Below are 22,006 nucleotides of genomic sequence, written 5' to 3' on the forward strand. Positions count from 1 at the left end.
TCATACTGTTTTATTTTGTGGCCGCGCTGACTCCGGGTAAGCGGACGGTGCTCGAACAACTGCTCCACGCCATCTGAACGCTGCTTGCTTCGCGGCTTACGCCGCTCCCACAAAAAGTCCGAAAACCGGGGTCAGCGCAGGGCTTCAAAGAAACCCCACCCTGACCCCGGCTTTGCCCCTCGACTACAGTGTGGAACGGTCAGTGATGAACACCGGCAGCGGCACATCCAGCACGTCGGTACTCAGCCCTCGCCCGGCCAGGAAGCCGGCGATGTTGTCGGCGATGGCGGGATTGCCCAACCACATTTCGTTGTCATGGCTGGCGCCGCGCACCAGCAGTTCCTTGCCCTTGCTGAAACCAGGCAGCAGCGCCTGGGCATTGGCATGCGGGGTGCGGCCATCCAGCGTGCCGCTGATGAACAGCACCGGCACGTCGCTGCGCAGCGGCGCACGGAAGGCCTCGCCCAGATCCAGCATGCCCTGGCCATCAGCAACATCCGGGAACGGGAAGTTCAAGGCATCGCCGAGCAGGCTTTGGCGTGCCTGTGCTGCGGCCAGCGCGCGCCGTTGCGGGCTCTGCCCGGAGGCCACATCCATCGCAGTGGGCATGGCACGCCAGCCGCCCAGACCCTCACGCACCATCAAGGCGATGCCACCGAGCAGGTCGTAGTTGCCGGCTTCGGCCTCACGCAGTGCCAGCGGCAACATACGCTGGGTCGAGCGGCGGCCCAAGGCAATCGCTATCGCCATCTGTGCATCGAACTCGCCGATGGTCACCTTGCGCCCGTCATGCATCGGGCTGCGGCCCTGCCCCGGCTGTTGCCGCAGCTTGGCCAGCACACGCTGTGCCGATCCCTGCAGATCCTCGAAGCCGTCCTTCCTGGCGATGACCGCCAGGTCAGCCAACAATGCATCGCCAGCCAGCGGCAGCTTGAGCGTGTCGTCCGGGCCTTCGCTGCCCATCAGCACCACGCGCTCCAGGCTGTCCGGGTGGCGGCGCACGGTGGCCAGCGCCAGATGCGTGCCGTAGCTCATGCCCCACAGGCTCAATTTGGGCAGCGCCATCGCCTTGCGCAGGTACTCGATATCGTCGGCACTCTCGGCGGTGGTGTAGGCACCCATATCAACCCCGGCGTCCTTCCAGAACGCAAGGCAGCTGGCCAGTGCGGCCTTTATTCCGACCAGCGCCACGTCACGCTGCAGCGGCTTGGCATCGTCAAACTTCTGCTCATGTGGGCACTCGGGCGGCATCTCGGAGAAGTCGGTGCCGCGTTGATCGAGCAGCAGCACGTCGGTCTCGCGGCGGACCCGGTCGAACACCGGCCAGCGCGGCCCCAGCGCTGTCCCAAAGCCTGAACCGCCGGGGCCACCTGCCAGATAGACCACCGGGGCATTGCGGCCATCGCCGCCGGTCGCCGGCAAGCGTACGACCCGCAGGCGGATACGCGGCCCATTCGGCTCGCTGTGGCGACGCGGGACTTCGAGGAAGGCTTCTTCGCTGGCGATGGTGCCGTTGGCCTTGGTCTGCATCGCATAGGGTGCGAACACCAACGGCGCAACCGAATCCTTGGCCAGCACCGGCGAGGCGCAGGCCAGTGCCAGACACAGCGCCAACAAACGAGCGCTACGCCCCAGCCTCCCCTTGCCGGTCACACGCACTCCGCCAGCCCGCTGTTGATGCGCAGCGGCAAGCGATGCGTTTGAAAGAGTCGCCGAGGACTGCAGGCAAGGACGGCAAGCACAGGAAGCAGACAGAGAGTGGTGGGACATGGCGGGCTCCGACTAGGTGACAAGGTGGATGTGGCCGTGGCCTCGGCAGCCTGGAGAAACCTCCCGTTGCCCTCGCCACGGAGCCAGCATCCCTCCCTCAACGGCGCTTGCGGGTCGCGCGTCCGCCGAACAGCTCCAACTCACCGCCCAGCGTCTCCACGCAGCCGATACGATAGGCCCATGCCGATCCTACGAATCCTGAGCGTACTGGCCGTGCTGGTCTTCGCGGTCGCCGCGTGGCTGGCCGTGCTGCTGCGCGACGTCAACAGCGTGCAAGTACTGAGTGGCGAGATGGCGCCCGCCAGCGTGAGCGCGACGGGCGACCTGCCGACCTCGCCGCCACCGGACAGCCACTGGCAGCCGATTGATCAACAAACGCTGGCCAGCTGGCGCGGTCCGTACTGGCTGCGCTGGCAATCGCCTGCATCCACGCAGGCCGACGATGGCGGCCGCGCCCTGCGGCTGTCGTTGCGCGGCGCCAGCCAGCTCTACTGGAACGGCCAGCCGCTGCTGGGCAATGGCGTCGTCGGCACCAGCGCCGAGCAGGAGCAGCCCGGCCAGGTCGACATCACCCGCGTACTGCCGCCCTCCTCGTCCACTGGCAGCGATGAATTGCTGGTGCTTGCGTCCAGCCACCATCAGCAGTTCGGGCTGTACAGCGCGGATGCCCTGGTCGCGGTAGCGCCGGCTGCGGTGTTGTACCAGCGCATCGTCCTGCCCTGGCTGATCGCGGCTCTGGCCACTGGTGCGCTTGCCGCAGCCTGCCTGTACTTCCTCGCCCTGCAGCGCGGCCGGCCGCAGATGCCGGGCGGGCGACTGCTGCTCGCCTTGTGTGCGGTTGGGATTGCACTGCCGATCATCGAAGGCTGGCGCCCGTTGCTCGGCTATCTCTATCCATGGCACGGCCTGCGCCTGTATGCGCTGCTGGCGTTGCATGTGGCAGCAGCCATGCTGCTGCCTGCGTATCTAGCGCGACGCTACGGCGTTGCCGTTCCCAAGGGCCTGGGCATCGCCTACGCGGCCGCACTGGTGATGACTGCCTTGCTGCTGCCCAGCTTCGATATCCGCTCGGCAGTAGCACTGCTGCTGAGTCTGCTGGCCTCGTCTGCGCTGCTGCTGCGGGCCCATGGTGAGCGCGAAGAGCGCTGGCCGATCCTGGCCTTGCTGGTCGCCGGCGTGCTGGCCTTGCTGTTCGCACCCGGCGCCTTCCTCGATGGCCCCTACTTCCTGCTGCTCGCCGTGCTGATGGGCTTCCTGCTGCTCTGCCATGCAGCCCAGGTACGAGCTCTTGATCTGCACAACGCACGCCTGCGCGAAGAGCGCGCAAGCCTGTCACTGCAGTTGCTGCAACGTGGCATCCAGCCGCACTGGTTGATGAACACCCTCACCTGCCTGCAGGAGCTGATCGAACAGGCCCCCACAAAGGCAAGCCGCCTGGTCGAATCGCTGGCCGAGCAGTTCGACCGCCTGCGCGAAAGCAGCAGCCGCCAGAGCGTTCCGCTCAGCGAAGAACTGGCCCTGTGTCGCAACCACCTGGATATCGTCGGCCAAGCCCTGGATCAGACCATGGTGCTGGAAGTCGACGCCAACGACCTGCAGCTGTCGCTGCCGCCCGGCGTGCTGCATGCACAGGTCGAGAATGCCTTGACCCATGCCGGTGCGGTGGCCTGCGCACAGCGCCCGTTCCGCCTGCGCGTGCAGCGCGAGGACCAGCATTGGGTCCTTGAGCTGCGTAGCGCACGCGGCTCCGCACCACACCGTGGCCAAGGCACCGGCACCCGCTACATCGAGGCCAGTCTGGCCGCCTCCCACCCCAACCGCTGGCACTACAGCCAAGGCGCCGATGGCGCCGACTGGTGCAGCCGGATCGAACTCACATGCGCATATTGATCGTCGAAGATGAGCCGCTGGTCCGCCAGCGCCTGCTGCGCCTGTGCGCCGAACTTGCGGGTGCCCGCGCCCGATTCGATGCAGTTGCCGACCTCGATGCAGCTGGCGACCGGCTGCAGCGCAGCGTCTACGACGGCCTGCTGCTGGACCTCAACCTCGGCGGCGAAGATGGCTTTGACCTGCTGCGCAGCGCGGTAGCAGGCCGCTACCACTGCGTGGTCGTATCCGCCCATCGCGAACGCGCCCTGCAGGCCTTCGAGCACGGCGTGCTCGACTTTGTACCCAAGCCATTCTCGCGTGAACGGTTGGGGCAGGCATTGGAGCGCCTGCTGGATGTAGGCCGCTACAGCTCAGGCCGCGCACGCTATCTCGGCATCTGGCGCGCGCAGGGAACGGCGCTGGTCGAACTGGCCGATGTGCAGTGGATCCGTGCCGATGGTGACTACAGCGAGCTGCGCATGCGCGATGGCCGCAGCGAACTGCATGACAAATCACTGGCAGGACTCAGCGCGGTGCTGCCGCCGGACTTCATCCGCTGCCACCGCTCCTACCTGGTCAACCTGCGTCACATCAGCACCCTGCATTCGGGAACTGGCAGCCGTTACTGGCTGGTCCTCAACGGTGGCGCGGAATTGCCGGTCGGGCGTGCCCATGTTGCCGGCCTGCGGCAGGCGCTTGCACTTGAATGAACCCGCCGACGCATGCAAGTGAGCGCATTCCGCAGAAGATCCGAGGCCGCGCGTCTGGCGATGGAATCCGCGCCGCCTGCTCAAGGGCGCTTGGCCGTTGAACGCGCTTTGCTCAGTGCATCTTCAAAACTTTGCTTGTGCTCGTCCACCAGCCTGGCAAGCAGGCCCGGGTCCACAAATGCATCCTCATCGCCAGCCGCACGTCGTTCCTGCCGTTCAAGAATGCCGGTGGTATCGGGGTGGCCACTCAGGACGATGTCCGCATGCATCGCGCCAAGTTTGGCGAATGTCGCGCGGAAGTCCTCGACGATACCGGGATAGCTGCGATTGCCGATCAAGGTATTGCCAGCAACCGTGATGCTGCACAGGAAAAACAACTCGCGCGGCGTGCCGCGATCATTCACGGTCATGCTCCAACTGGTGCAACCGGCGGTGTGCCCGGGGGTGAGGTGCGCGGTCAGTTCAACATCACCCAACTGGACCTTCTGCCCATCTCCGATGATCTCGTCCACCTTGATCGGATCGAAGGGCTGGATGCCGTAATTGTTATCCCCCTGGTTCCTGCCGTTCTCCAGAGCCCAACGATCCCCCGCACTGGCCACGTAGCGCGCACCGGTGTCGCGCTTGAGTGCCGCCATCGCGCCAACATGATCGGCATGGGCGTGACTGCTGAGCAGCAGCCGCACATCCTGCAGGGGGACGCCAATGCTTTCGATGTTGCGTTCAATCTGCTCGGCATTGGCAGCGAACGGCGCATCGAGCAGCATCGCCCCCTGCTCCGACACGATCAGATACGCCGCAAGTCCCTCGGTGCCTACGTAATAGACGTTGTCTACGATATGAAACGGCTTGATCGGCACCGACCAGTCCGCGGGCGGGCCAGCCAATACGGACGCTGCGGTTGCTCCGGAAACCAGCAATACCGCCGCCCGCAAACCCCAACGAATTCCCTGCTTCTGCATCACCTGTGCACCTTGCCTGATAAGTGCAGGAACTGTGCGCTGCGCGGGCATACGCGACAAACGCATAGAACTGGGCAGAGGCATGAGTTTTTCCTGGGTCTTGGCGTTGGACTCGGCACGAAACGTGCCAAGCACCTCGCTAACCGGCAATGGACGGCCGCCGTTCGCAGCGCACTGTAATTGCGATTTTCCGGCGCATGATTTTTACGGCCTATTCATCGCCCCGTATCACCATGGGCTTGCAAGCAGCAGTATCTTCGCGTCCATCCGTCCCGAGAAGCCACAATGATCCGTCGATCCTTGTCCCTGCTGCTTCCGCCACTGCTTGCCGTCGCAACGCTGTCCGCCTGCGATTCGGCCAATACGCCCAATGCGGTCGCCGACAACGCAGCGCCAGCAGATCCCAGCGAACTCCCCCTGTTCGAAACCTTCGGCGACCTGCATCGCGACATCGGCAGCAAGGTGCCGTTGGCGCAGCGCTACTTCGACCAAGGCCTGCGTCTGGCCTATGGCTTCAACCATGAGGCGGCTGGACGCGCGTTTGCCGAAGCCGCGCGCTTGGACCCGGCATGTGCCATGTGTGTATGGGGTCAGGCATTGGTGCTGGGGCCAAACATCAACCTGCCGATGGAGCCGGCCGCCGCCAAAGACGCGACCGCATTGGCAGCCCGTGCAGCCAGCTTGGCAACCAGCGCGCGGCCGGTAGATCAGGCCTTGATCCAGGCGCTGCACGAGCGCTACACCGATCCGGCTCCAGAAGACCGCAAGCAGCTGGATCGCAACTACGCCGATGCGATGGCTGCGGTGGTCGCGAAGTTCCCTGAAGACGATGATGCCGCCACGATGTACGCGGAGGCCTTGATGGATCTCTCGCCGTGGGCCTACTGGCAGGATGGCAAGCCCGCCGAGTTCACGCAGACATTGGTCGGCCAACTGGAGCGCGTGCTGGCACGCAACCCGCGCCACATCGGCGCGATGCACTATTACATCCACGCCATGGAATCCTCGCCCGAGCCCAAGCGTGCCGAGCCCTACGCCGACGCCTTGGCTGCACTGGCGCCCGGATCCGGTCATCTGGTGCACATGCCCGCGCATATCTACATCCGCACGGGCCGCTACCACGACGCGACCATGACCAACCTGGCCGCAACCACCGCCGACAAGGACTTCCTTGCCGTCTGCCGCGGCAGCAATGGCGTCTATCCATTGGGCTATGTGCCGCACAACTGGCACTTCGCCACGATGACCACGGGACTGACCGGCTCGCGCACGCTGGCCATGCAGGCTGCCAAACAGACCGCGGACCACGCTGATCGCATGGCCATGGGCGAGGCGCCGATGCAGTTCATGCAGCAATTCGTGGTGACGCCGCTGCTTACCCAGGTCCGCTTCGGCGATTGGGACGCCATCCTCGCCGACTCCAGTGCTGCACCCGAACTGCCCTATCCCGCTGCGATCCGCCACTTCGCCCGCGGCATGGCACATGCCCGCAAGGGCGCACTGGACCAGGCCACACGCGAGGCCCAGGCCCTGCATGCCATCGCCACCGATACCGCAATGGCGCAGGTCAGTTTCTTCGACATCAACCATGCCGACAGCGTGCTGCGCGTGGCCGACATGTTGCTGCGTGGCGAGCTGCTACACGCGCAAGGGAAACACAGCGAAGCAATCAGCGCATTGCGTGAGGCCGCCGTCGCCGAAGACGACCTCGCCTACAACGAGCCCGCCGACTGGCCGCTGCCGGTACGACCCTATCTTGGCGCTGCATTGCTGGAGACAGGTGATGCCGAAGCCGCCATCGAAGCCTTCAATCAGGATCTGAAGACCTATCCTTCTAATGGCTGGTCGCTGTATGGCTTGGCGCAGGCGCAGCAAGCCCTGGGCCAGACCGATGCCGCTACCGCGACCAAACGCCAACAAGCAGCAGCCTGGCAGTGGGCCGATGCTCCGTTGACCGCTGCGCGCTACTGAGCAGGTTTCATGCAACACCGCAGGTGGTTCCGCGCGCGCTCATCGCCGGAACCACCCAACACATGCTCAGCCGCGCGCCGGGATCAAGGCATCATCCAGCGCCGAGGCGCGCTGCCAGGCCTCGCGACTGCGCAGGCGCTGCGCATACGCAGCAAACGCATCACGCGCAGGCATGCTCTTGAACATCTGCCCCCACAGGATCTGGCTGCCGACATAGACATCGGCCGCACTGAAGCGCTCGCCAAGCAGCCACGGCGACGCCGATGCGGCGACCTGTTCCAGGGTATCAATGGTCTGTTCGAAGCTGCCGTAGCCTACGGTGCCGGCTTTCTCGAGCGGCGCCAGCAGGCCCAAGGCCTTGGCGCTGACCGCTGCTTCCACCGGTCCAGCGGCAAAAAACAGCCAGCGCAGGTAGCTGCCACGCAGTGGATCATCCAGCGCCGGTGCCAGCCCTGCCGCAGGGAAGGCATCGGCCAGATAAGCGCAGATCGCGGCGGCCTCGCTCACCACCACCCCACGATGGACGATGGTCGGCACCTTGCCCATGGGATTGATGGCCAGGAATGCCGGCCCCTTCATGCTCTGGCCGTACTCCAGCACTTCGGTGCGATACGGCTGGCCCAACTCCTCCAGCATCCAGCGGACGATGCGCCCGCGCGACATCGGGTTGGTATAGAAGACGATTTCTTCTGCCGTGCTGCCCATGCGCCTGCCTCCAGAGGGTGAGGCGGCAGTCTAGCAATACGCGAGCACTACCATTCCCGCGCAGGCGCGGTTTCAAGCGACCGGTGTCGGGCCATCGCTGTTTTGCGCTCATCCCCAAGCAGGCGGGATTGACCGCAAAACAGCGATGGCAACCACGACAGGGCAAGCGTCCACGGCGCCTCGATCACATTCCGTCAGTAGGCAAACTCGGCGAACAACGGATCAACGCTGCCATTCCAACGGCCATGGAACAGTTCCAGCTTGCGCTCGGCCGCAGTCTTGCCCGAATCCACGATCTCCTGCAGCACATCCAGGAAGCGCGTTTCATCCTGACCATCGGCATTGAGCGCGGCACGACGACGCAGGCCATCGTACGAAATCGCCAAGGCTTCACGTGCCAGATCACGCACCGTGCCATTGCGGAACGGCAGGTTCATCGCGTGCCTGGGCACGCCGTCGCGCAGCACGTTGCGCTCGGCCAGGCTGAAGTCCTTGACCAGGTCCCAGGCGGCGTTCAACGCCGTTTCGTCATACAGCAGGCCCACCCAGAACGCAGGCAGCGCGCAGATGCGGCTCCACGGGCCACTGTCGGCACCGCGCATTTCCAGGTACTTCTTCAGCCGTACTTCCGGGAAGGCGGTGGTGGTGTGGTCCGACCAGTCACGCAGGGTCGGCAACGCGCCCGGCAATACCGGCAGCTTGCCCTGCAGGAAATCGCGGAAGCTCTGCCCGCTGGCATCGTGATAGATGCCGTCGCGGTAAGAGAAGTACATCGGCACGTCCAACAGGTAATCGACGTAGCGCTCGTAACCGAAGCCATCCTCGAACACGAAATCGAGCATGCCGGTGCGGTCCGGATCGGTGTCGGTCCAGATGTGCGAGCGGTAGCTCAGGTAACCGTTGGGCTTGCCTTCGGTAAACGGCGAATCGGCGAACAGCGCGGTGGCAATCGGCTGCAAGGCCAGCGACACGCGGAACTTCTTCACCATGTCCGCTTCACTGGCGTAATCCAGGTTGACCTGGGTGGTGCAGGTGCGGGTCATCATGTCCAGGCCGAGCGAGCCGACCTTGGGCATGTAGCTTTTCATGATCTGGTAGCGGCCCTTGGGCATCCATGGCATGTCCGCCCGCGCCCATTTGGGTTGGAAGCCCATGCCAAGGAAGCCCAGCTGCAGCTCACTGGCCACCTGCGCCACTTCGTTGAGGTGGCTGCCGGTTTCCACGCAGGTTTCGTGCAGGGTTTCCAATGCAGCGCCGGAAAGCTCCAGCTGCCCGGCCGGCTCCAGGCTCACCGAGGCACCATCACGCAGCAGCGCGATGGTATTGCCGTTCTCCTGCACCGGCTCCCAGCCGAAGCGGGTCAACCCGTTGAGCACCGCGTTGATGCCACGCTCGCCTTCGAAGGTGGGCGGGCGCAGATCATCCAGGCGAAACCCGAACTTCTCGTGCTCGGTGCCGATCCGCCACTGCGACCTGGGTTTTTCACCCGACGCGATGCTCTGGACCAACTGGTCGCGGTGGGTGATGGGTGTATCAGCGACGTGGCTCGGGCTCGACAAGGGCAGGCTCGCAGAATTCTGGTCAGGGCGGGAAGGTGGGGGCCAGCCCCCGCCATCGCAAGGGCGCACTATATCGTGGCGTACATTGCCATCGTGTCACGGCAGCGGTTTTCAGCGTCCTATAAAAGCAGACTTGACCGCCGCCGCAGCTGCGCCTGCGAGTCATTCCGCAGATGACTGGGTGCAGGTTCTACACTGTAGGCATGAGTCGCACCCATCATCGTGAAACCCACCGTTCAAACCGTGTCGGTTGGCTGCGTGCCGCCGTGCTGGGGGCGAACGACGGCATTGTGTCGGTCGCTGGCCTGGTGGTTGGCGTGGCTGCTGGCGGCGCCAGCGCCTCGGCCATCCTGGCTACCGGCATCGCCGGCACCGTCGCCGGTGCCATGTCCATGGCCGCAGGGGAATACGTCTCGGTGATGTCCCAGGCCGATGCCGAACATGCGGACCTGAGCATGGAGCGCCGCGAGCTGCACGAAGACCCGCATAGCGAACTGCAGGAACTGGCCGGCATCTATCGCCGTCGCGGGCTCAGCCCCGAGCTTGCCCAGCAGGTTGCCGAGCAGCTGACCGCCCACGACGCCCTCGCCGCCCATGCGCGCGACGAACTGGGCATCACCGAGGAACTGCGGGCCCGGCCGCTGCAGGCGGCGGCAGCCTCGGCCAGTGCTTTCATCGCCGGTGCGGCGTTGCCGGTGCTGACCGCGCTGCTGGCACCGCACACGTGGGTGGCGGAGGTAACTACCGCCGCAACCCTGGCCGGGCTGTGCATCACCGGTGCAATGGCGGCAAGGGCCGGCGGCGCGCCGGTATGGCGCGGCGCATTGCGGGTGGTGTTCTGGGGTGCATTGGCAATGGGCGCCGCCGCGGCCATCGGCCAGCTGTTCCAGATAACGGCGTAAGTGATGGATACCCAAGCCGACACAAGCAGTAATTTGTTGGCCCAGCTGTCCTCGCTGGTCGACTGCCAGCGTGCCGAAGGCTATGCCTGCATCACCGCGCGGCGCGAGCACGGGGCCAGCTCGGTGGAGATTCCACAGCCACAGCTCGCGATCCTGCTGCAGGGGCGCAAACAAGCCCGCACTGCGCAGCAGTCACTTGAGTTCGGCCCCGGCGATCTGTTCCTGATAACCCGCCGCAGTCGCATCGATGTGGTCAATATCCCGGATCCGCACAGCGGCCTGTACCTGAGCGCCATCGTGCCGCTATGCCCGGAAGTACTGGCTGCAGCGCGCACCTTGTGGACTGACGCTCTGCCCGATCCCGGCCAGGCATTGGCGCGCTTGCCTTTGAGCGAACACGGCAGCGCCCTGCTGCAGTGGCGGCAGGCGCTGCAGAACGGCCAGTACACCGAAGCGCGGCTGGCCTTGGCGGCGCTGGTGGTGGCGTTCTGCCGACGTGGCCATGGCAGCCTGCTGGTCGCCCCAGAACCCGGGCTGGGTGATCGCATCCGCGACCTGGTCGCCGCACAGCCAGAGCGTGACTGGCAATCACGTGACTTCGAATCGCACCTGGGCATCAGCGGAGCCACCCTGCGGCGAAGACTGGCCAGCGAACAGCTCAGCGTGCGCGAACTGGTGGTGGATGCGCGGCTGGCGCATGCCATGCAGCTGCTCTACACCACCCGCTTGCCGTTGAAGACCGTGGCAGCGCGCGCCGGCTACCGCTCACTGGGCAGCTTCAACAAGCGCTTCGCCGCACGTTACGGCCTGGAGCCGACGGCAATCGGCAACAGCTGATAGCGCTGCGAGCGATTCGCACGGCATTGTGAGCGAAACGCGGACCCACTCCGGCGCAGCATGGAGGTCCCGCGGCACTGCCGCACTTGCAGGAACGCCCATGCGCATCCACTCCCGACACCGTCTAGCCGTGGCTGTGTTGATCCTCGCCGCCAGCTGCGTTGCGCAGGCGCGCAGTACACATGACGTGCAGCAGCAGGTTGCAGGTGTCTATCACCAGCAGATCGGCGAACTGCAGGTCACCGCCTTGTTCGACGGTACGGTGGCATTGGGACGACAGGCGCTGGTAGGGATTGATCCTGGCACTGTCAGCCGCCTGCTGGAGCATGGCTATGTCCCGGAAGATGGCAAAGGCCTGCAGACCGCGGTCAACGCCTATCTGGTGCAACGTGGTGATCATTTGAGCCTGATCGATACCGGCACCGCGCAATGCTTTGGCGCAGGTATCGGCCTGGGCCAGGTGCTGAGCAACCTGCGTGCCGCCGGCTACGACCCGGCTGAAGTGGATGACGTGCTGCTGACCCACGCCCACCCCGACCATATGTGCGGTCTGCTCGATGCGCAGGGCAAATCAGCCTTCCCCAACGCTACGGTGTGGCTGTCAAAGGCCGACGCCGCCTACTGGCTGGACCCGGCCAGCGAGACCACGGCTCCGCAACCGCTGCGGTTTGCGTTTGGTCTGGCCCGCAACGCGGTGGCGCCTTATGTGGCCGCAGGCAAGTTGCATGCGTTCACTCCCGGCGAGCGCCTGCCAGCAGGCATCACTGCGCTGGACAGTCATGGCCATACCCCCGGCCATGCCTCCTATCTGCTTGAGGCTGGCAACGGCCAGCAACTGCTGGTGTGGGGCGACATCGTGCATTTCCATGCGGTGCAGTTCGCCCGCCCGGACGCCGCATTTGAAGCCGACAGCGACCGTAGCGCTGCCATTGCCAGCCGCCGCCGGCTGATGGCGGAAGCTTCCGACAAGGGCTGGTGGGTGGCCGGTGCGCACCTGCCGTTCCCCGGCCTAGGCCATGTGCGCCGCCAGGGTGAGGCGTTTGCGTGGGTGCCTGGGGAGTTTTCGCCGTTGAAGCGTTAACCAGGCAGGGCGGGCTTTTGGCTTTTGGCTTTTGGCTTTTGGCTTTTGGCTTTTGGCTTTTGGCTTTTGGCTTTTGGCTTTTGGCTTTTGGCTTTTGGCTTTGCCGTTGCTGTTGCCGTCCCCTCTCCCGTTTACGGGAGAGGGGTTGGGGTGAGGAGCTTTGGCTTTGGCTTTGGCTTTGGCTTTGGCTGTGGCTGTGGCTGTGGCTCTGGCAACACCCCCAAACCACAAAACAAAAACGCCGCCCTGATCAAGGCGGCGTTTTGCATATACCCAATCTGACAGACCATCAGCTTCGCGGCTTACGCCGCTCCTACAAGCCAGGCATTGCCAGCTTCGCGGCTTACGCCGCTCCTACAAGCCAGGCATTGCCAGCTTCGCGGCTTACGCCGCTCCTACAGGCGCTGCAGCGTCAGCTGCAGGCGGGTTCAAGCCCAGCCAGCCACCGATGATGCCGCGGGCCTCATCCACGCCCTGGCGCGATTCGCCGGAGAAGGTCTGCACGCTGACGGTGTCGCCGAAGATCGAATGCAACTCCTTGCGCACCTTCTGCAGGGTCTGCATCTGCTGGCCACGGCCGAGCTTGTCCGCCTTGGTCAGCAGCGCATGCGCTGGCAGGCCGCGCTGTACCGCATACCCCAGCATCTGCCGGTCGTAGTCCTTCAGCGGATGACGGATGTCCATCACCACCACCAGCCCCTTGAGCGCATTGCGGGTGCGGAAGTACTGGTCAATGAAGGCCTGCCAGTGCGCCTGCAGGTCCAGCGGCACCTTGGCGTAGCCGTAACCGGGCAGATCGACCAGGTGCGCCTCGGGGGTTACCTCGAAGAACACCAGCTGCTGGGTGCGGCCGGGGGTCTTGGAGACGCGGGCCAGTGAATTTTGGCGGGTCAGCGCGTTGAGTGCGCTGGACTTGCCGGCGTTGGAGCGACCGGCAAATGCCACTTCGGCCCCCAGATCCGGCGGCAACTGCCGGGAATTGTGGGCGGAAAGGTGGTAACGGGCGCGTTCGATGAGCAATGACATGTGCATAGGATCGCATGTTGCGGCGCCGCGCGTCGGCTCGGCCGCTGTTCCGGGACCACCGCCCGGCCGGTTTTGCTGCACTGCTGCGTTGACCGTGCCGTAAAACGCCGTTGATAATCCGGGCGATGCCGGCGGAAAGCCCCGCCCGGCCCGGTCCACACGGAGCTTCAGCATGCGCCATGCTCGTGTTCTTGCCGTTGCAGCACTGGTAGTCCCCGTAATCGCCGCCGTCGCCTTCGCCCAAAGCTCGGTTACGCCCGTGCCGGACAATGCGCCGGTGCAGACGGCTTCGCTGGAGATCGACTTCAGCAAGACCAAACCCGGTGATGCCAAGGCCGGCGAGGCCAAGGCGTCCACCTGTGCAGCCTGCCACGGTGCCGATGGCAACTCCGCCGTGGAAATCTATCCGCGCCTGGCCGGGCAGAGCGAGCGCTATATCGCCAAGGAAATGGCGCTGATCGCCAGTGGCCAGCGCAATGAAGGCGCGGTCGCCGCGATGGTGCCCTTCATGGAGGGGCTTACCCCGCAGGACATGCGCGATATCGGTGCTTTCTTCGCTACCCAGAAGTCCGGTGCCGGCGTGGCCGATGACGCGGTGGTCAGCGAAGGCCCGTACAAGGACATGAAGTTCTTCGAAGTCGGCCAGAAGCTTTACCGCGGTGGCGACGCCAGCCGCAACATCCCGGCCTGCATCGCCTGCCACGGCCCAACCGGTGCAGGTAACCCGGGCCCAGCCTATCCGCATATCGGCGGCCAACATGCCGGCTATGTCGCGCAACGCCTGCAGCGCTACCAGGCCGGGCAGACCGGAGAGGCCGACGCCGCCCAGTTCAAGATCATGGCGCAGATCAGCCACGCGCTGACTGGGCAGGAAATCCAGGCGCTAGCCAGTTACATCCAGGGCCTGCATGATCGGGCCAACGATGCCACGCTAGCCAGCGCCGCCGCACAACCCTGATCCCGCCGGTCGCTCCGGCGACCCGGCACCTGCCTCACGCAGATACGCCGGCCGCAAGGTCGGCGTCTGTTTTTCCCACGGAGACTCCCCACGATGAAGTTGTTCCCCCGACTGTTGCTGATGCTGCTGGCAATAGCACCGCTCTCGGCCTGTGCCGCCTCCCCTACCGCGCTGGTCGAAGGCGATGACTATGAACTCATTGCCGAGCCAGGCCCGTTCGCACCGCTGGCCGGCAAGATCGAAGTGGTCGAGGTGTTTGGTTACACCTGCCCGCACTGTGCCCACTTCGAGCCGCAGCTGGAAGCCTGGGTGGCCAAGCAGCCCGCCGACGTGCGTTTCACCCCGGTGCCGGCGGCGTTTGGCGGTTACTGGGATTCCTACGCGCGTGCCTTCTATGCTGCCGAACAGGTCGGCGTACGCCAGCGCAGCCATGCCGACGTGTTCAAGGCGCTGCATGTGCAGGGCAGCCTGCCGGCACAGAACGTCACGCCCGACGAACTGGCAACCTTCTATGCCCAGTACGGCGTGCAGCCGCAACGCTTTGTCGAAGCCCTGCGCAGCCCGCAGGTGGATGACAAGGTCAAGTACGCCCGCGCATTTGCGATGCGGGTCAAGGTCACCGGCACTCCGATGCTGATCGTCAATGGCAAGTACCTGGTCAAGGGCAAGACCTTTGACGACACCCTGCGCATTGCCGGCGCCCTGGTAGCACGCGAACGCAGCGGCGGCGGCCGTCGCTGAAACCTCGGCTGAAGCCTGGCTGAGCCGGGCCACCTGTTCAGCCGAATACGCACATAATGCGTCCCTGCGCGCACCGGTCGCAGCCTCACTGCCCGGTGCCCCAAACACACCCTGCTGGAGATCCCTCCCGATGAACATCCGCTTCGCCCTGGCCCTGACTGCCCTGTTGCCGCTGATGGTTGCCTGCAAAGCCCAGGACGGCACTGCTGACACCACCGCTCCGGCTGCCCCGGCCGCAACCGAAGCCGCTCCGGCTGCCACCCCGGCCCCGGCCGCTGAAGGTGCCGCCGCTGAAGGTGCTACCGCTGCACCGGCTGCCACCGACACCGCTCCGGCTGCCCCGGTACCGGCGCAGGCGCGCCTGGTCGGTCCGGAGCCGGTCGCCGGCACCGACTATGTCGCCATCGAAGGCGGCCAGCCGTTCCAGCCGGCTACCGGCAAGATCGAAGTGGCTGAGATCTTCGGCTACGTGTGCCCGGCCTGCGCCCGCTTCCAGCCGCTGATCAGCTCGTGGAAAGCCGGCCTGCCCTCGGACGTGAGCTTCGTCTACGTGCCGGCCGCCTTTGGTGGCACCTGGGACAACTACGCGCGCGCCTTCTACGCCGCGGAGACCCTGGGCGTGCAGGAAAAGACCCACGACGCACTGTATTCGGCCATCCACATCGAGCAGACCCTGAAGGGCGAGCGCGGCAGCGACTCGGTGCAGGACATCGCCAACTTCTACGGCAAGTACGGCGTTGATCCCAAGACCTTTGCCGACACCATGGGCAGCTTCGGCGTCGCCGCCAAGGTCAACCGCGGCAAGCAGTTCGCCCAGCGCAGCAAGATCACCGGTACCCCGTCGCTGATCATCAACGGCAAGTACCTGGTCAAGGGCAAGGGCTATGAAGACATGCTCCGCATTGCCGACCACCTGATCGCGCGCGAACGCGCCGCCAACGCCAAGTGAGGTATCAAGGGCCTCGGTAACGAGGCCCTTGAGTTCGACCCGCCGTGAAATCCCCCACCCAGACACTGCGATTGCTGACCGCCAACATCCAGGCCGGTTCCAGCACCCGCCGCTACAGTGATTATGTGACCCGTAGCTGGTCGCACGCGCTGCCCGCTGGGCAGAAGCGTTCCAGCCTGGACGCGATTGCCAAGCTGGCCAGCGGCCACGATATCGTCGGCCTGCAGGAAGCCGATCCGGGCAGCCTGCGCTCGGGTTTTACCAACCAGACCCATTACCTGGCCGAACGGGCAGGTTTCAACTATTGGGCACACCAGCCCAACCGCCGCATGGGTGGCGTGGCCTCCAGCGCAAATGGCCTGCTGAGCCGGCTGGAACCGGTAGAAGTACAGGACCATGCCCTGCCCGGCCGCATCGGTGGCCGCGGCGTCTTGCTGGCGCGCTATGGCGATGGCAAGGAAGGCTTGACCGTTGCAGTTGCCCACCTGTCACTGGGCACCGGCTCGCGCCTGTCACAACTGGACTTCATTTCCGACCTGCTGGCCGACCATCCCAACGCGGTGTTGATGGGCGACTTCAACTGCAAGGCCGATCGCCCGGAAATGCGCGTGCTGTACCACAAGACCCGGCTGCAGCCGCCGAGCTGCCTGGTGCCGACCTTCCCCAGCTGGGGCCCGGACCGCGCCATCGACCACATCCTGATTTCCGACAACCTGAAGATGCTCGACACCCGCGCCGTTCCCGCCGCGCACTCGGATCATCTGGCCGTGGAAATGGAAGTCGAAGTCCCCGCCGACAGCCTGCGCTGAACGCAGGCTCAGCCTGCAGCCGCTGCAGGCGGTGGCCGCCGCCGCGCGGTCAAGGTACTGCCCGCCGACGCCAACACCGTGCAACCGATTGCCAGCCACTGCAGGCCGGTCAGGTGTTCGTGCAACAACAGCAACGCCCACAGGGCTGCCACTGCCGGCTCCATGCTGATCAGGATTCCGAATGTTTCCTTTGGCAGGCGCTTGAGCGCCATCATTTCCAGCGACATCGGGATGGCGCTGGACACCACCGCCACCACAAAACCGGCCAGCAGGATCTTCGGCTCCAGCAGCGCCATGCCAGCATGCGCAACGCCGACCGGCACCACCACCAGCGCCGCTGCCAACAAGCCCAATGACACGCTGTGGCCGGCATGCAGATGACCGGTGCGCTTGCCGTAGATGATGTACAGCGCCCAGCACAAGGCGGCGCCCAGCGCATACATGACACCAACCGGGTCCAGCGCCTGGCCGCCATCCAGCGGCAACAGCAACACCAGCCCGACCAGCGCACAGCCGACCCAGACAAAATCAATCGGCCGCCGCGAGGAGAACATCGCCACCGCCAGTGGGCCGGTGAACTCGATGGCAACCGCAATCCCGAACGGGATCGTGCGCAGCGCCATGTAGAACAGCAGGTTCATCAGCCCCAGCGTCAAACCATAGCGCAGGATCGCCGCGCCATCGGCGCGACTGGTATGCCAGCGCCACGGCCGCCACAGCAGCAACAGGAACAACGCCGAAAAGCCCACGCGCAGCGCGCTGGTGCCTTGCGCGCCAATGATGGGGAACAGGTTTTTGGCGTAGGACGTGCCGATCGACAACGAGGTCACCGAGCCGAGTACCGCCAGCACCGGCAACAGCGATGCGAATCGGGAATTTTGCATGCGCCTAGTGTATGCGCCCACGATGCCATCGGCAGCCGCAAAAGCGCGAACATCATGCCCGCCGCCACGGCAAGGCATCAGCTACCGCTTGGCAGCTGATGCCCACCGCCCCCCACGGCTTACTGGATGAAAGCGATACGCTGCATCTTGGCGTTGTTGGCAGCAGCCAGCACCTTGGCCATCACCTGGTACTGCGCATCGGGGGAGGCATCGATACGCAGCTCCGGCAGATTGCCGACATGCAGATCAGCCTGTGCCTGCAGGCGGGCCTGCAAATCGCCTATTGCCAGCAGCTCGCCGTTCCAGTACAGCTGATCGGCAGCATCCACCCGCAGTTCGATTGGCGGCGGAGGCTCGACACGTTGCACGATCTTGTCGGTTCTTTGTGGCAGATCAACCGGGATCGGCACCGACACCATCGGCGCGGTCACGATGAAGATGATCAACAACACCAACATCACGTCGACCAAGGGGGTCACGTTGATATCAGCCAGTGGACGTCCGGTATTGCCTGCTGCACTGAATGCCATTCCAGTTCCCCCAGGGCGAGGCCGGCTGCCTCGCTACCGAAGCTACGCCTGCCATCGCCGGTTTCCAGCAACGCGACTGTTTCCGTTCAGCTTTCATTCGCGTAGCAGCGACATGCTTGTTCATGTGCGGGTCGGACTGTCGCTCTGCCGTTGACGCTGCGGCCGTTATCCTTCTGCCATGAATAAATTCCTCGTGCTGCCTCTGGCCACCCTCGCCGCGCTGCTCAGCGCCTGCGTCCAAGCCCAGAACCTGGACGCCCAACGTACCGCGATGCGCACTGCCATCGACAACGCCGAACGCGGGCAGTTCGATGCCAACGCAAGCGCGCCGCTACGCAATCACCCGCTGTACGGCTGGCTGGAGTTCAGCGCCCTGCGCCGCAACATCGACACGCTGCCGAATACGCAGGCACAGGACTTCCTCAAGCGCTACCAGGGCCAGGCCGTGGCCGAGAGCTTCCGGTCGGCATGGCTGCCCGCCCTCGCCCGTCGCCAGGACTGGCCAACCCTGCTGGCCAACTACAAACCCGGCGCGGATGCCGGGCTTAAATGCGCCGAGCTCAATGCCCGTCAGGCCACCGGCAAGGCCGATGCGCAATGGGTCAGCGACGCCCAGGCCGTTTGGCGCAGCGCCGGCAAGTCCCTGCCCGATGGCTGCGACCCGGTATTTGCAGTCCTGGCCAGCCGTGGCGGCCTGCCGCCCGCACTGCGCTGGGAGCGCATCGACGCCGCCGCCGATGCTCAGCAAGCCGCGGTGATGCGCGCCGCTGCACGTGGCCTCCCAGCCACCGAGCTTGCCCAGGCCAATGACTACGCCGCCTTCGTCGACAAGCCCGACGCGCGCGCGCTCAACTGGCCGAAGAACGAGCGCAGCCGCCGCATCGCGGTTGACGGCCTGCAGAAGCTGGCCAAGGCCGATCCTGGCGCCGCCGAGCTGCAACTTCCCCAATACGCGCAGGCACTGGCCTTGAGCGCCGAACAGCAAGGCCAGGTGTTGTACGAAATCGCATTGTGGACGGTAGCTTCCTATCTGCCGGATTCGGCACGTCGCCTGGCCGCCGTGCCCGAATCGGCCTATGACGAACGCCTGCACGAATGGCGCACACGCGAAGCGATGGCACGTGGCGACTGGCCGGCGGCACTGACCGCCATCCGCAAGATGCCGGCCAGTCAGCGCAACGACTCGCGCTGGCGCTGGTTCGAAGGCCGCCTGCTGGAAAAGACCGGCAAGCCCGCCGAGGCGACGGCGCTGTACCGCGCCGCCTCCAGTGAGCCGACCTTCCATGGCTTTCTTGCCGCCGACAAGCTCAACCAGCCCTACAACCTGTGCCCATGGAATCCTGGCGACAGCGCAGCGGCAAAAGCCGCGGTGGCGCGCGACCCGGCATTGGTACGCGCGATTGAACTGTTCAAGATCGAACGTCCAAGCTGGGCAGCACGCGAATGGGCCGACGCACTTGGCCGTTTCGACGACAGCCAGCGTCGCTTGGCAGTAGAAGTGGCCAGCAACAACGGTTGGTTCGACCGCGCGGTATTCGCGCTGAAAGGCCCACAGGAAATGCGCCTGTACAACCTGCGCTTCCCGCTGCACCACGACGACACAATCCGTCGTGAAGCCGCCCGCAATGCGCTGGATCCGGCCTGGATTGCCGCAGAGATCCGTGCCGAAAGCATCTTCAACCCGAACGCGCGCTCGCCCGCCAACGCCATGGGCCTGATGCAGGTCTTGCCGGCCACCGGCGCCAGCGTGGCCAAAAGCATTGGCCTGAGCGGCTATGCTGGCGCGGCCAGCCTGTACGACTCGGACACGAACATAGCCATCGGCACGGCCTACCTGCGGCAATTGATGGACAAGTACAACGGCCTGCCCTACGTCACCATCGCCGCCTACAACGCCGGCCCGACACCAACCGCTCGTTGGCAGAGCCAGCGCCCGAACTACGACCCGGATTTCTGGATCGAGACCATCAGCTACAAGGAAACCCGCGAGTACGTGGCGCGTGTGCTGGCCTTCAGCGTGATCTACGACTGGCGCCTCAACAGCAACGCCCTGACCCTGAGCGACCGCATGGTCGGCAAAACCCAGGGCGCACGCAAGGCCTTCAGCTGCCAGCAAACCCCGTAGCACCTGTAGTGCCGAGCCATGCTCGGCAGAGGCACTACCGGTTTTGCCCCCTCCCTTTCGCGCAGCGAAGGGGAGGGTTGGGGAGGGGTTGGCTTTTGAGGCGTTCCAGCATTGTCAGCTTCGCGGCTTGCGCCGCTCCTACAACAGCATGCAATGCTGGTAACTCCCCTGCCGAGCATGGCTCGGCACTACCTGTGTGACGCCTCATCCGACTTATCATGGCCGCATGAAGACTTATCTCGTCGGCGGCGCTGTCCGCGATTCCCTGCTCGGCCTGCAGGCCGGTGACCGTGACTGGGTGGTGGTCGGTGCCACCCAGGCGCAGATGGAAGCGGACGGCTTCAAGGCCGTGGGCAAGGATTTCCCGGTATTCCTGCATCCGCTGACCGGCGAGGAATACGCACTGGCGCGCACCGAGCGCAAATCCGGCCGCGGTTATCGCGGCTTCGTAGTCGATGCCGATGCATCGGTGTCGCTGGAAGAAGACCTGCAGCGCCGCGATTTCACCATCAATGCCATCGCCCGCGACGAGGACACCGGTGAGCTGGTGGACCCCTGGGGCGGCGTGCGCGACATCGAACAGCGCGTGCTGCGCCATGTCGGCCCAGCCTTCGTCGAGGACCCGCTGCGGGTGCTGCGCGCCGCACGCTTCCTGGCCCGCTTCGCCCCTCTGGGTTTTACCCTGGCCCCTGAAACCGCCGCGTTGATGCGCCAGATGGCTGCCAGCGGCGAACTCGACGCCTTGGTGCCGGAACGCATCTGGCAGGAACTGCGTCGCAGCCTGACCATGAAACAACCCTCCGCCTTCCTGCGTTGCCTGCACGACACCGGCGCGTTGGCGGTGATCCTGCCGGAAGTGGACGCCCTTTACGGTATACCGCAACGCGCTGAATTCCATCCGGAAGTGGATACCGGCGTGCACCAGGAAATGGTCAGCGACATGGCCGCACAGCTGGCGCCGGGCGATGACCTGATCGGCTTCGCCGCGCTCACCCACGACCTCGGCAAGGCACTGACCCCGGCCGATGAATTGCCGCGCCACATCATGCACGAACAGCGCGGACTGAAGCCGTTGGCCAAGCTCTGTGAGCGCCTGAAGATTCCGCTCGACCACCGCCAGCTGGCCGAAGCGGTCTGCCGCGAGCACCTCAACGTGCACCGCATCGACGAACTGCGCGACGCCACCGTGCTGGAGCTGATCCAGCGCTGCGATGGCTTCCGCCGTCCTGAGCGTATCGCACAGATGGGTCTGGTCTGCGAATGTGACAAGCGTGGGCGGCTGGGTTTCGAAGACAGCGACTACCCGCAGCGGGCAACCCTGCAGCGCCTGCATGCGGCCGCATTAGCAATCAATGCGCGCGATATCGCCACCGAAGGCCTGCAAGGCCCGGCTATTGGTGAAGCCTTGAAAAAGGCACGCATCAAGGCAATCAGCGCGGCGCGGTGAGTGCCAGCCGCAGTCGCAGTTCTTGGATGTTGTGGGAGCGGCGTAAGCCGCGAGGCTGGTAATCCAACAACAAAAGCAGCTGTCTGCAATTGCATGATCTGCCATTGCTTTCGAATTGGTGGCTTGGCGGGGGTAGGCGCGCCCCCCAACCGGGCAACCCCCCGGGGCGTT

The 22,006-nt window shown here is 65.0% G+C and carries 19 protein-coding genes; 12 read left to right on the plus strand and 7 right to left on the minus strand.

Going from position 1 to position 22,006, the window contains the following annotated elements:
• Positions 1-183: 183 nt before the first annotated feature.
• Positions 184-1,653: an alpha/beta hydrolase gene (locus tag ACVOL0_RS16345; protein ID WP_481549983.1), complete on the minus strand. Its 1,470-nt coding sequence runs from the start codon at positions 1,651-1,653 to the stop codon at positions 184-186.
• Between the two features lie 297 nt (positions 1,654-1,950).
• Here ACVOL0_RS16345 and ACVOL0_RS16350 point away from each other — a divergent pair, with 297 nt between their 5' ends.
• Together ACVOL0_RS16350 and ACVOL0_RS16355 are read left to right on the plus strand one after the other, a co-directional pair.
• On the plus strand, positions 1,951-3,660 hold the full coding sequence (locus ACVOL0_RS16350; protein ID WP_481549984.1) for a histidine kinase: 1,710 nt from the start codon (positions 1,951-1,953) through the stop codon (positions 3,658-3,660).
• A complete protein-coding gene (locus ACVOL0_RS16355) occupies positions 3,648-4,349 on the plus strand; it encodes a LytR/AlgR family response regulator transcription factor (protein ID WP_481549985.1) in 702 nt (233 codons plus the stop codon). Before ACVOL0_RS16350 ends, ACVOL0_RS16355 begins: the two co-directional genes overlap by 13 nt.
• 80 nt (positions 4,350-4,429) lie before the next feature.
• On the opposite strand, the gene bla is transcribed toward ACVOL0_RS16355, so the two are convergent.
• Positions 4,430-5,311, minus strand: coding sequence for a subclass B3 metallo-beta-lactamase (gene bla / locus ACVOL0_RS16360; protein ID WP_481549986.1), 882 nt, complete (start codon positions 5,309-5,311; stop codon positions 4,430-4,432).
• A 285-nt stretch (positions 5,312-5,596) separates the two neighbouring features.
• Here bla and ACVOL0_RS16365 point away from each other — a divergent pair, with 285 nt between their 5' ends.
• Positions 5,597-7,282, plus strand: coding sequence for a tetratricopeptide repeat protein (locus ACVOL0_RS16365; RefSeq protein WP_481549987.1), 1,686 nt, complete (start codon positions 5,597-5,599; stop codon positions 7,280-7,282).
• Between the two features lie 66 nt (positions 7,283-7,348).
• On the opposite strand, the gene ACVOL0_RS16370 is transcribed toward ACVOL0_RS16365, so the two are convergent.
• Both ACVOL0_RS16370 and ACVOL0_RS16375 read right to left on the minus strand, forming a co-directional pair.
• Positions 7,349-7,987: a glutathione S-transferase family protein gene (locus ACVOL0_RS16370; protein ID WP_481549988.1), complete on the minus strand. Its 639-nt coding sequence runs from the start codon at positions 7,985-7,987 to the stop codon at positions 7,349-7,351.
• Between the two features lie 194 nt (positions 7,988-8,181).
• Positions 8,182-9,546 carry a glutamate--cysteine ligase gene (locus ACVOL0_RS16375; protein ID WP_481549989.1) on the minus strand — a complete coding sequence of 455 codons (1,365 nt, stop codon included), beginning with the start codon at positions 9,544-9,546 and terminating at the stop codon, positions 8,182-8,184.
• Positions 9,547-9,749: 203 nt separating this feature from the next.
• Between ACVOL0_RS16375 and ACVOL0_RS16380 the strand changes: the two genes are divergently transcribed.
• From ACVOL0_RS16380 to ACVOL0_RS16390, 3 genes are all read left to right on the plus strand, one after another.
• Positions 9,750-10,448, plus strand: coding sequence for a VIT1/CCC1 transporter family protein (locus ACVOL0_RS16380; protein WP_481549990.1), 699 nt, complete (start codon positions 9,750-9,752; stop codon positions 10,446-10,448).
• A 3-nt stretch (positions 10,449-10,451) separates the two neighbouring features.
• Entirely contained in the window at positions 10,452-11,285 is an 834-nt protein-coding gene (locus ACVOL0_RS16385) for a helix-turn-helix transcriptional regulator (RefSeq protein ID WP_481549991.1), read from the plus strand.
• 100 nt (positions 11,286-11,385) lie between these two features.
• Positions 11,386-12,366: an MBL fold metallo-hydrolase gene (locus ACVOL0_RS16390; RefSeq protein WP_481549992.1), complete on the plus strand. Its 981-nt coding sequence runs from the start codon at positions 11,386-11,388 to the stop codon at positions 12,364-12,366.
• A gap of 384 nt (positions 12,367-12,750) precedes the next feature.
• On the opposite strand, the gene yihA is transcribed toward ACVOL0_RS16390, so the two are convergent.
• The gene (gene yihA, locus ACVOL0_RS16395; protein WP_481549993.1) at positions 12,751-13,392 is read right to left on the minus strand and encodes a ribosome biogenesis GTP-binding protein YihA/YsxC; all 642 of its coding nucleotides are present in this window, start codon (positions 13,390-13,392) and stop codon (positions 12,751-12,753) included.
• A 172-nt stretch (positions 13,393-13,564) separates the two neighbouring features.
• Between yihA and ACVOL0_RS16400 the strand changes: the two genes are divergently transcribed.
• The 4 genes from ACVOL0_RS16400 (at position 13,565) to ACVOL0_RS16415 (ending at position 16,849) form a co-directional block, all read left to right on the plus strand.
• Positions 13,565-14,350: a c-type cytochrome gene (locus ACVOL0_RS16400; RefSeq protein ID WP_481549994.1), complete on the plus strand. Its 786-nt coding sequence runs from the start codon at positions 13,565-13,567 to the stop codon at positions 14,348-14,350.
• Positions 14,351-14,443: 93 nt separating this feature from the next.
• The gene (locus ACVOL0_RS16405) at positions 14,444-15,091 is read left to right on the plus strand and encodes a thiol:disulfide interchange protein DsbA/DsbL (protein WP_481549995.1); all 648 of its coding nucleotides are present in this window, start codon (positions 14,444-14,446) and stop codon (positions 15,089-15,091) included.
• Positions 15,092-15,221: 130 nt separating this feature from the next.
• Positions 15,222-16,040 carry a thiol:disulfide interchange protein DsbA/DsbL gene (locus ACVOL0_RS16410; protein ID WP_481549996.1) on the plus strand — a complete coding sequence of 273 codons (819 nt, stop codon included), beginning with the start codon at positions 15,222-15,224 and terminating at the stop codon, positions 16,038-16,040.
• A gap of 71 nt (positions 16,041-16,111) precedes the next feature.
• A complete protein-coding gene (locus tag ACVOL0_RS16415; RefSeq protein ID WP_481550001.1) occupies positions 16,112-16,849 on the plus strand; it encodes an endonuclease/exonuclease/phosphatase family protein in 738 nt (245 codons plus the stop codon).
• Positions 16,850-16,857: 8 nt separating this feature from the next.
• Here the strand turns inward: ACVOL0_RS16415 and ACVOL0_RS16420 are convergent, their stop codons facing one another.
• Complete coding sequence (locus ACVOL0_RS16420; protein WP_481549997.1) at positions 16,858-17,733, minus strand: EamA family transporter; 876 nt, start codon at positions 17,731-17,733, stop codon at positions 16,858-16,860.
• Positions 17,734-17,852: 119 nt separating this feature from the next.
• Positions 17,853-18,263, minus strand: coding sequence for an ExbD/TolR family protein (locus ACVOL0_RS16425; RefSeq protein WP_481549998.1), 411 nt, complete (start codon positions 18,261-18,263; stop codon positions 17,853-17,855).
• 178 nt (positions 18,264-18,441) lie between these two features.
• Between ACVOL0_RS16425 and ACVOL0_RS16430 the strand changes: the two genes are divergently transcribed.
• Positions 18,442-20,388, plus strand: coding sequence for a transglycosylase SLT domain-containing protein (locus tag ACVOL0_RS16430; protein ID WP_481549999.1), 1,947 nt, complete (start codon positions 18,442-18,444; stop codon positions 20,386-20,388).
• Positions 20,389-20,614: 226 nt separating this feature from the next.
• Positions 20,615-21,835 (plus strand): multifunctional CCA addition/repair protein, encoded by a 1,221-nt coding sequence (locus ACVOL0_RS16435; protein WP_481550000.1) that lies wholly within the window; start codon positions 20,615-20,617, stop codon positions 21,833-21,835.
• Positions 21,836-22,006: the final 171 nt, after the last annotated feature.

Source organism: Stenotrophomonas sp. STEN021 (assembly GCF_056760175.1).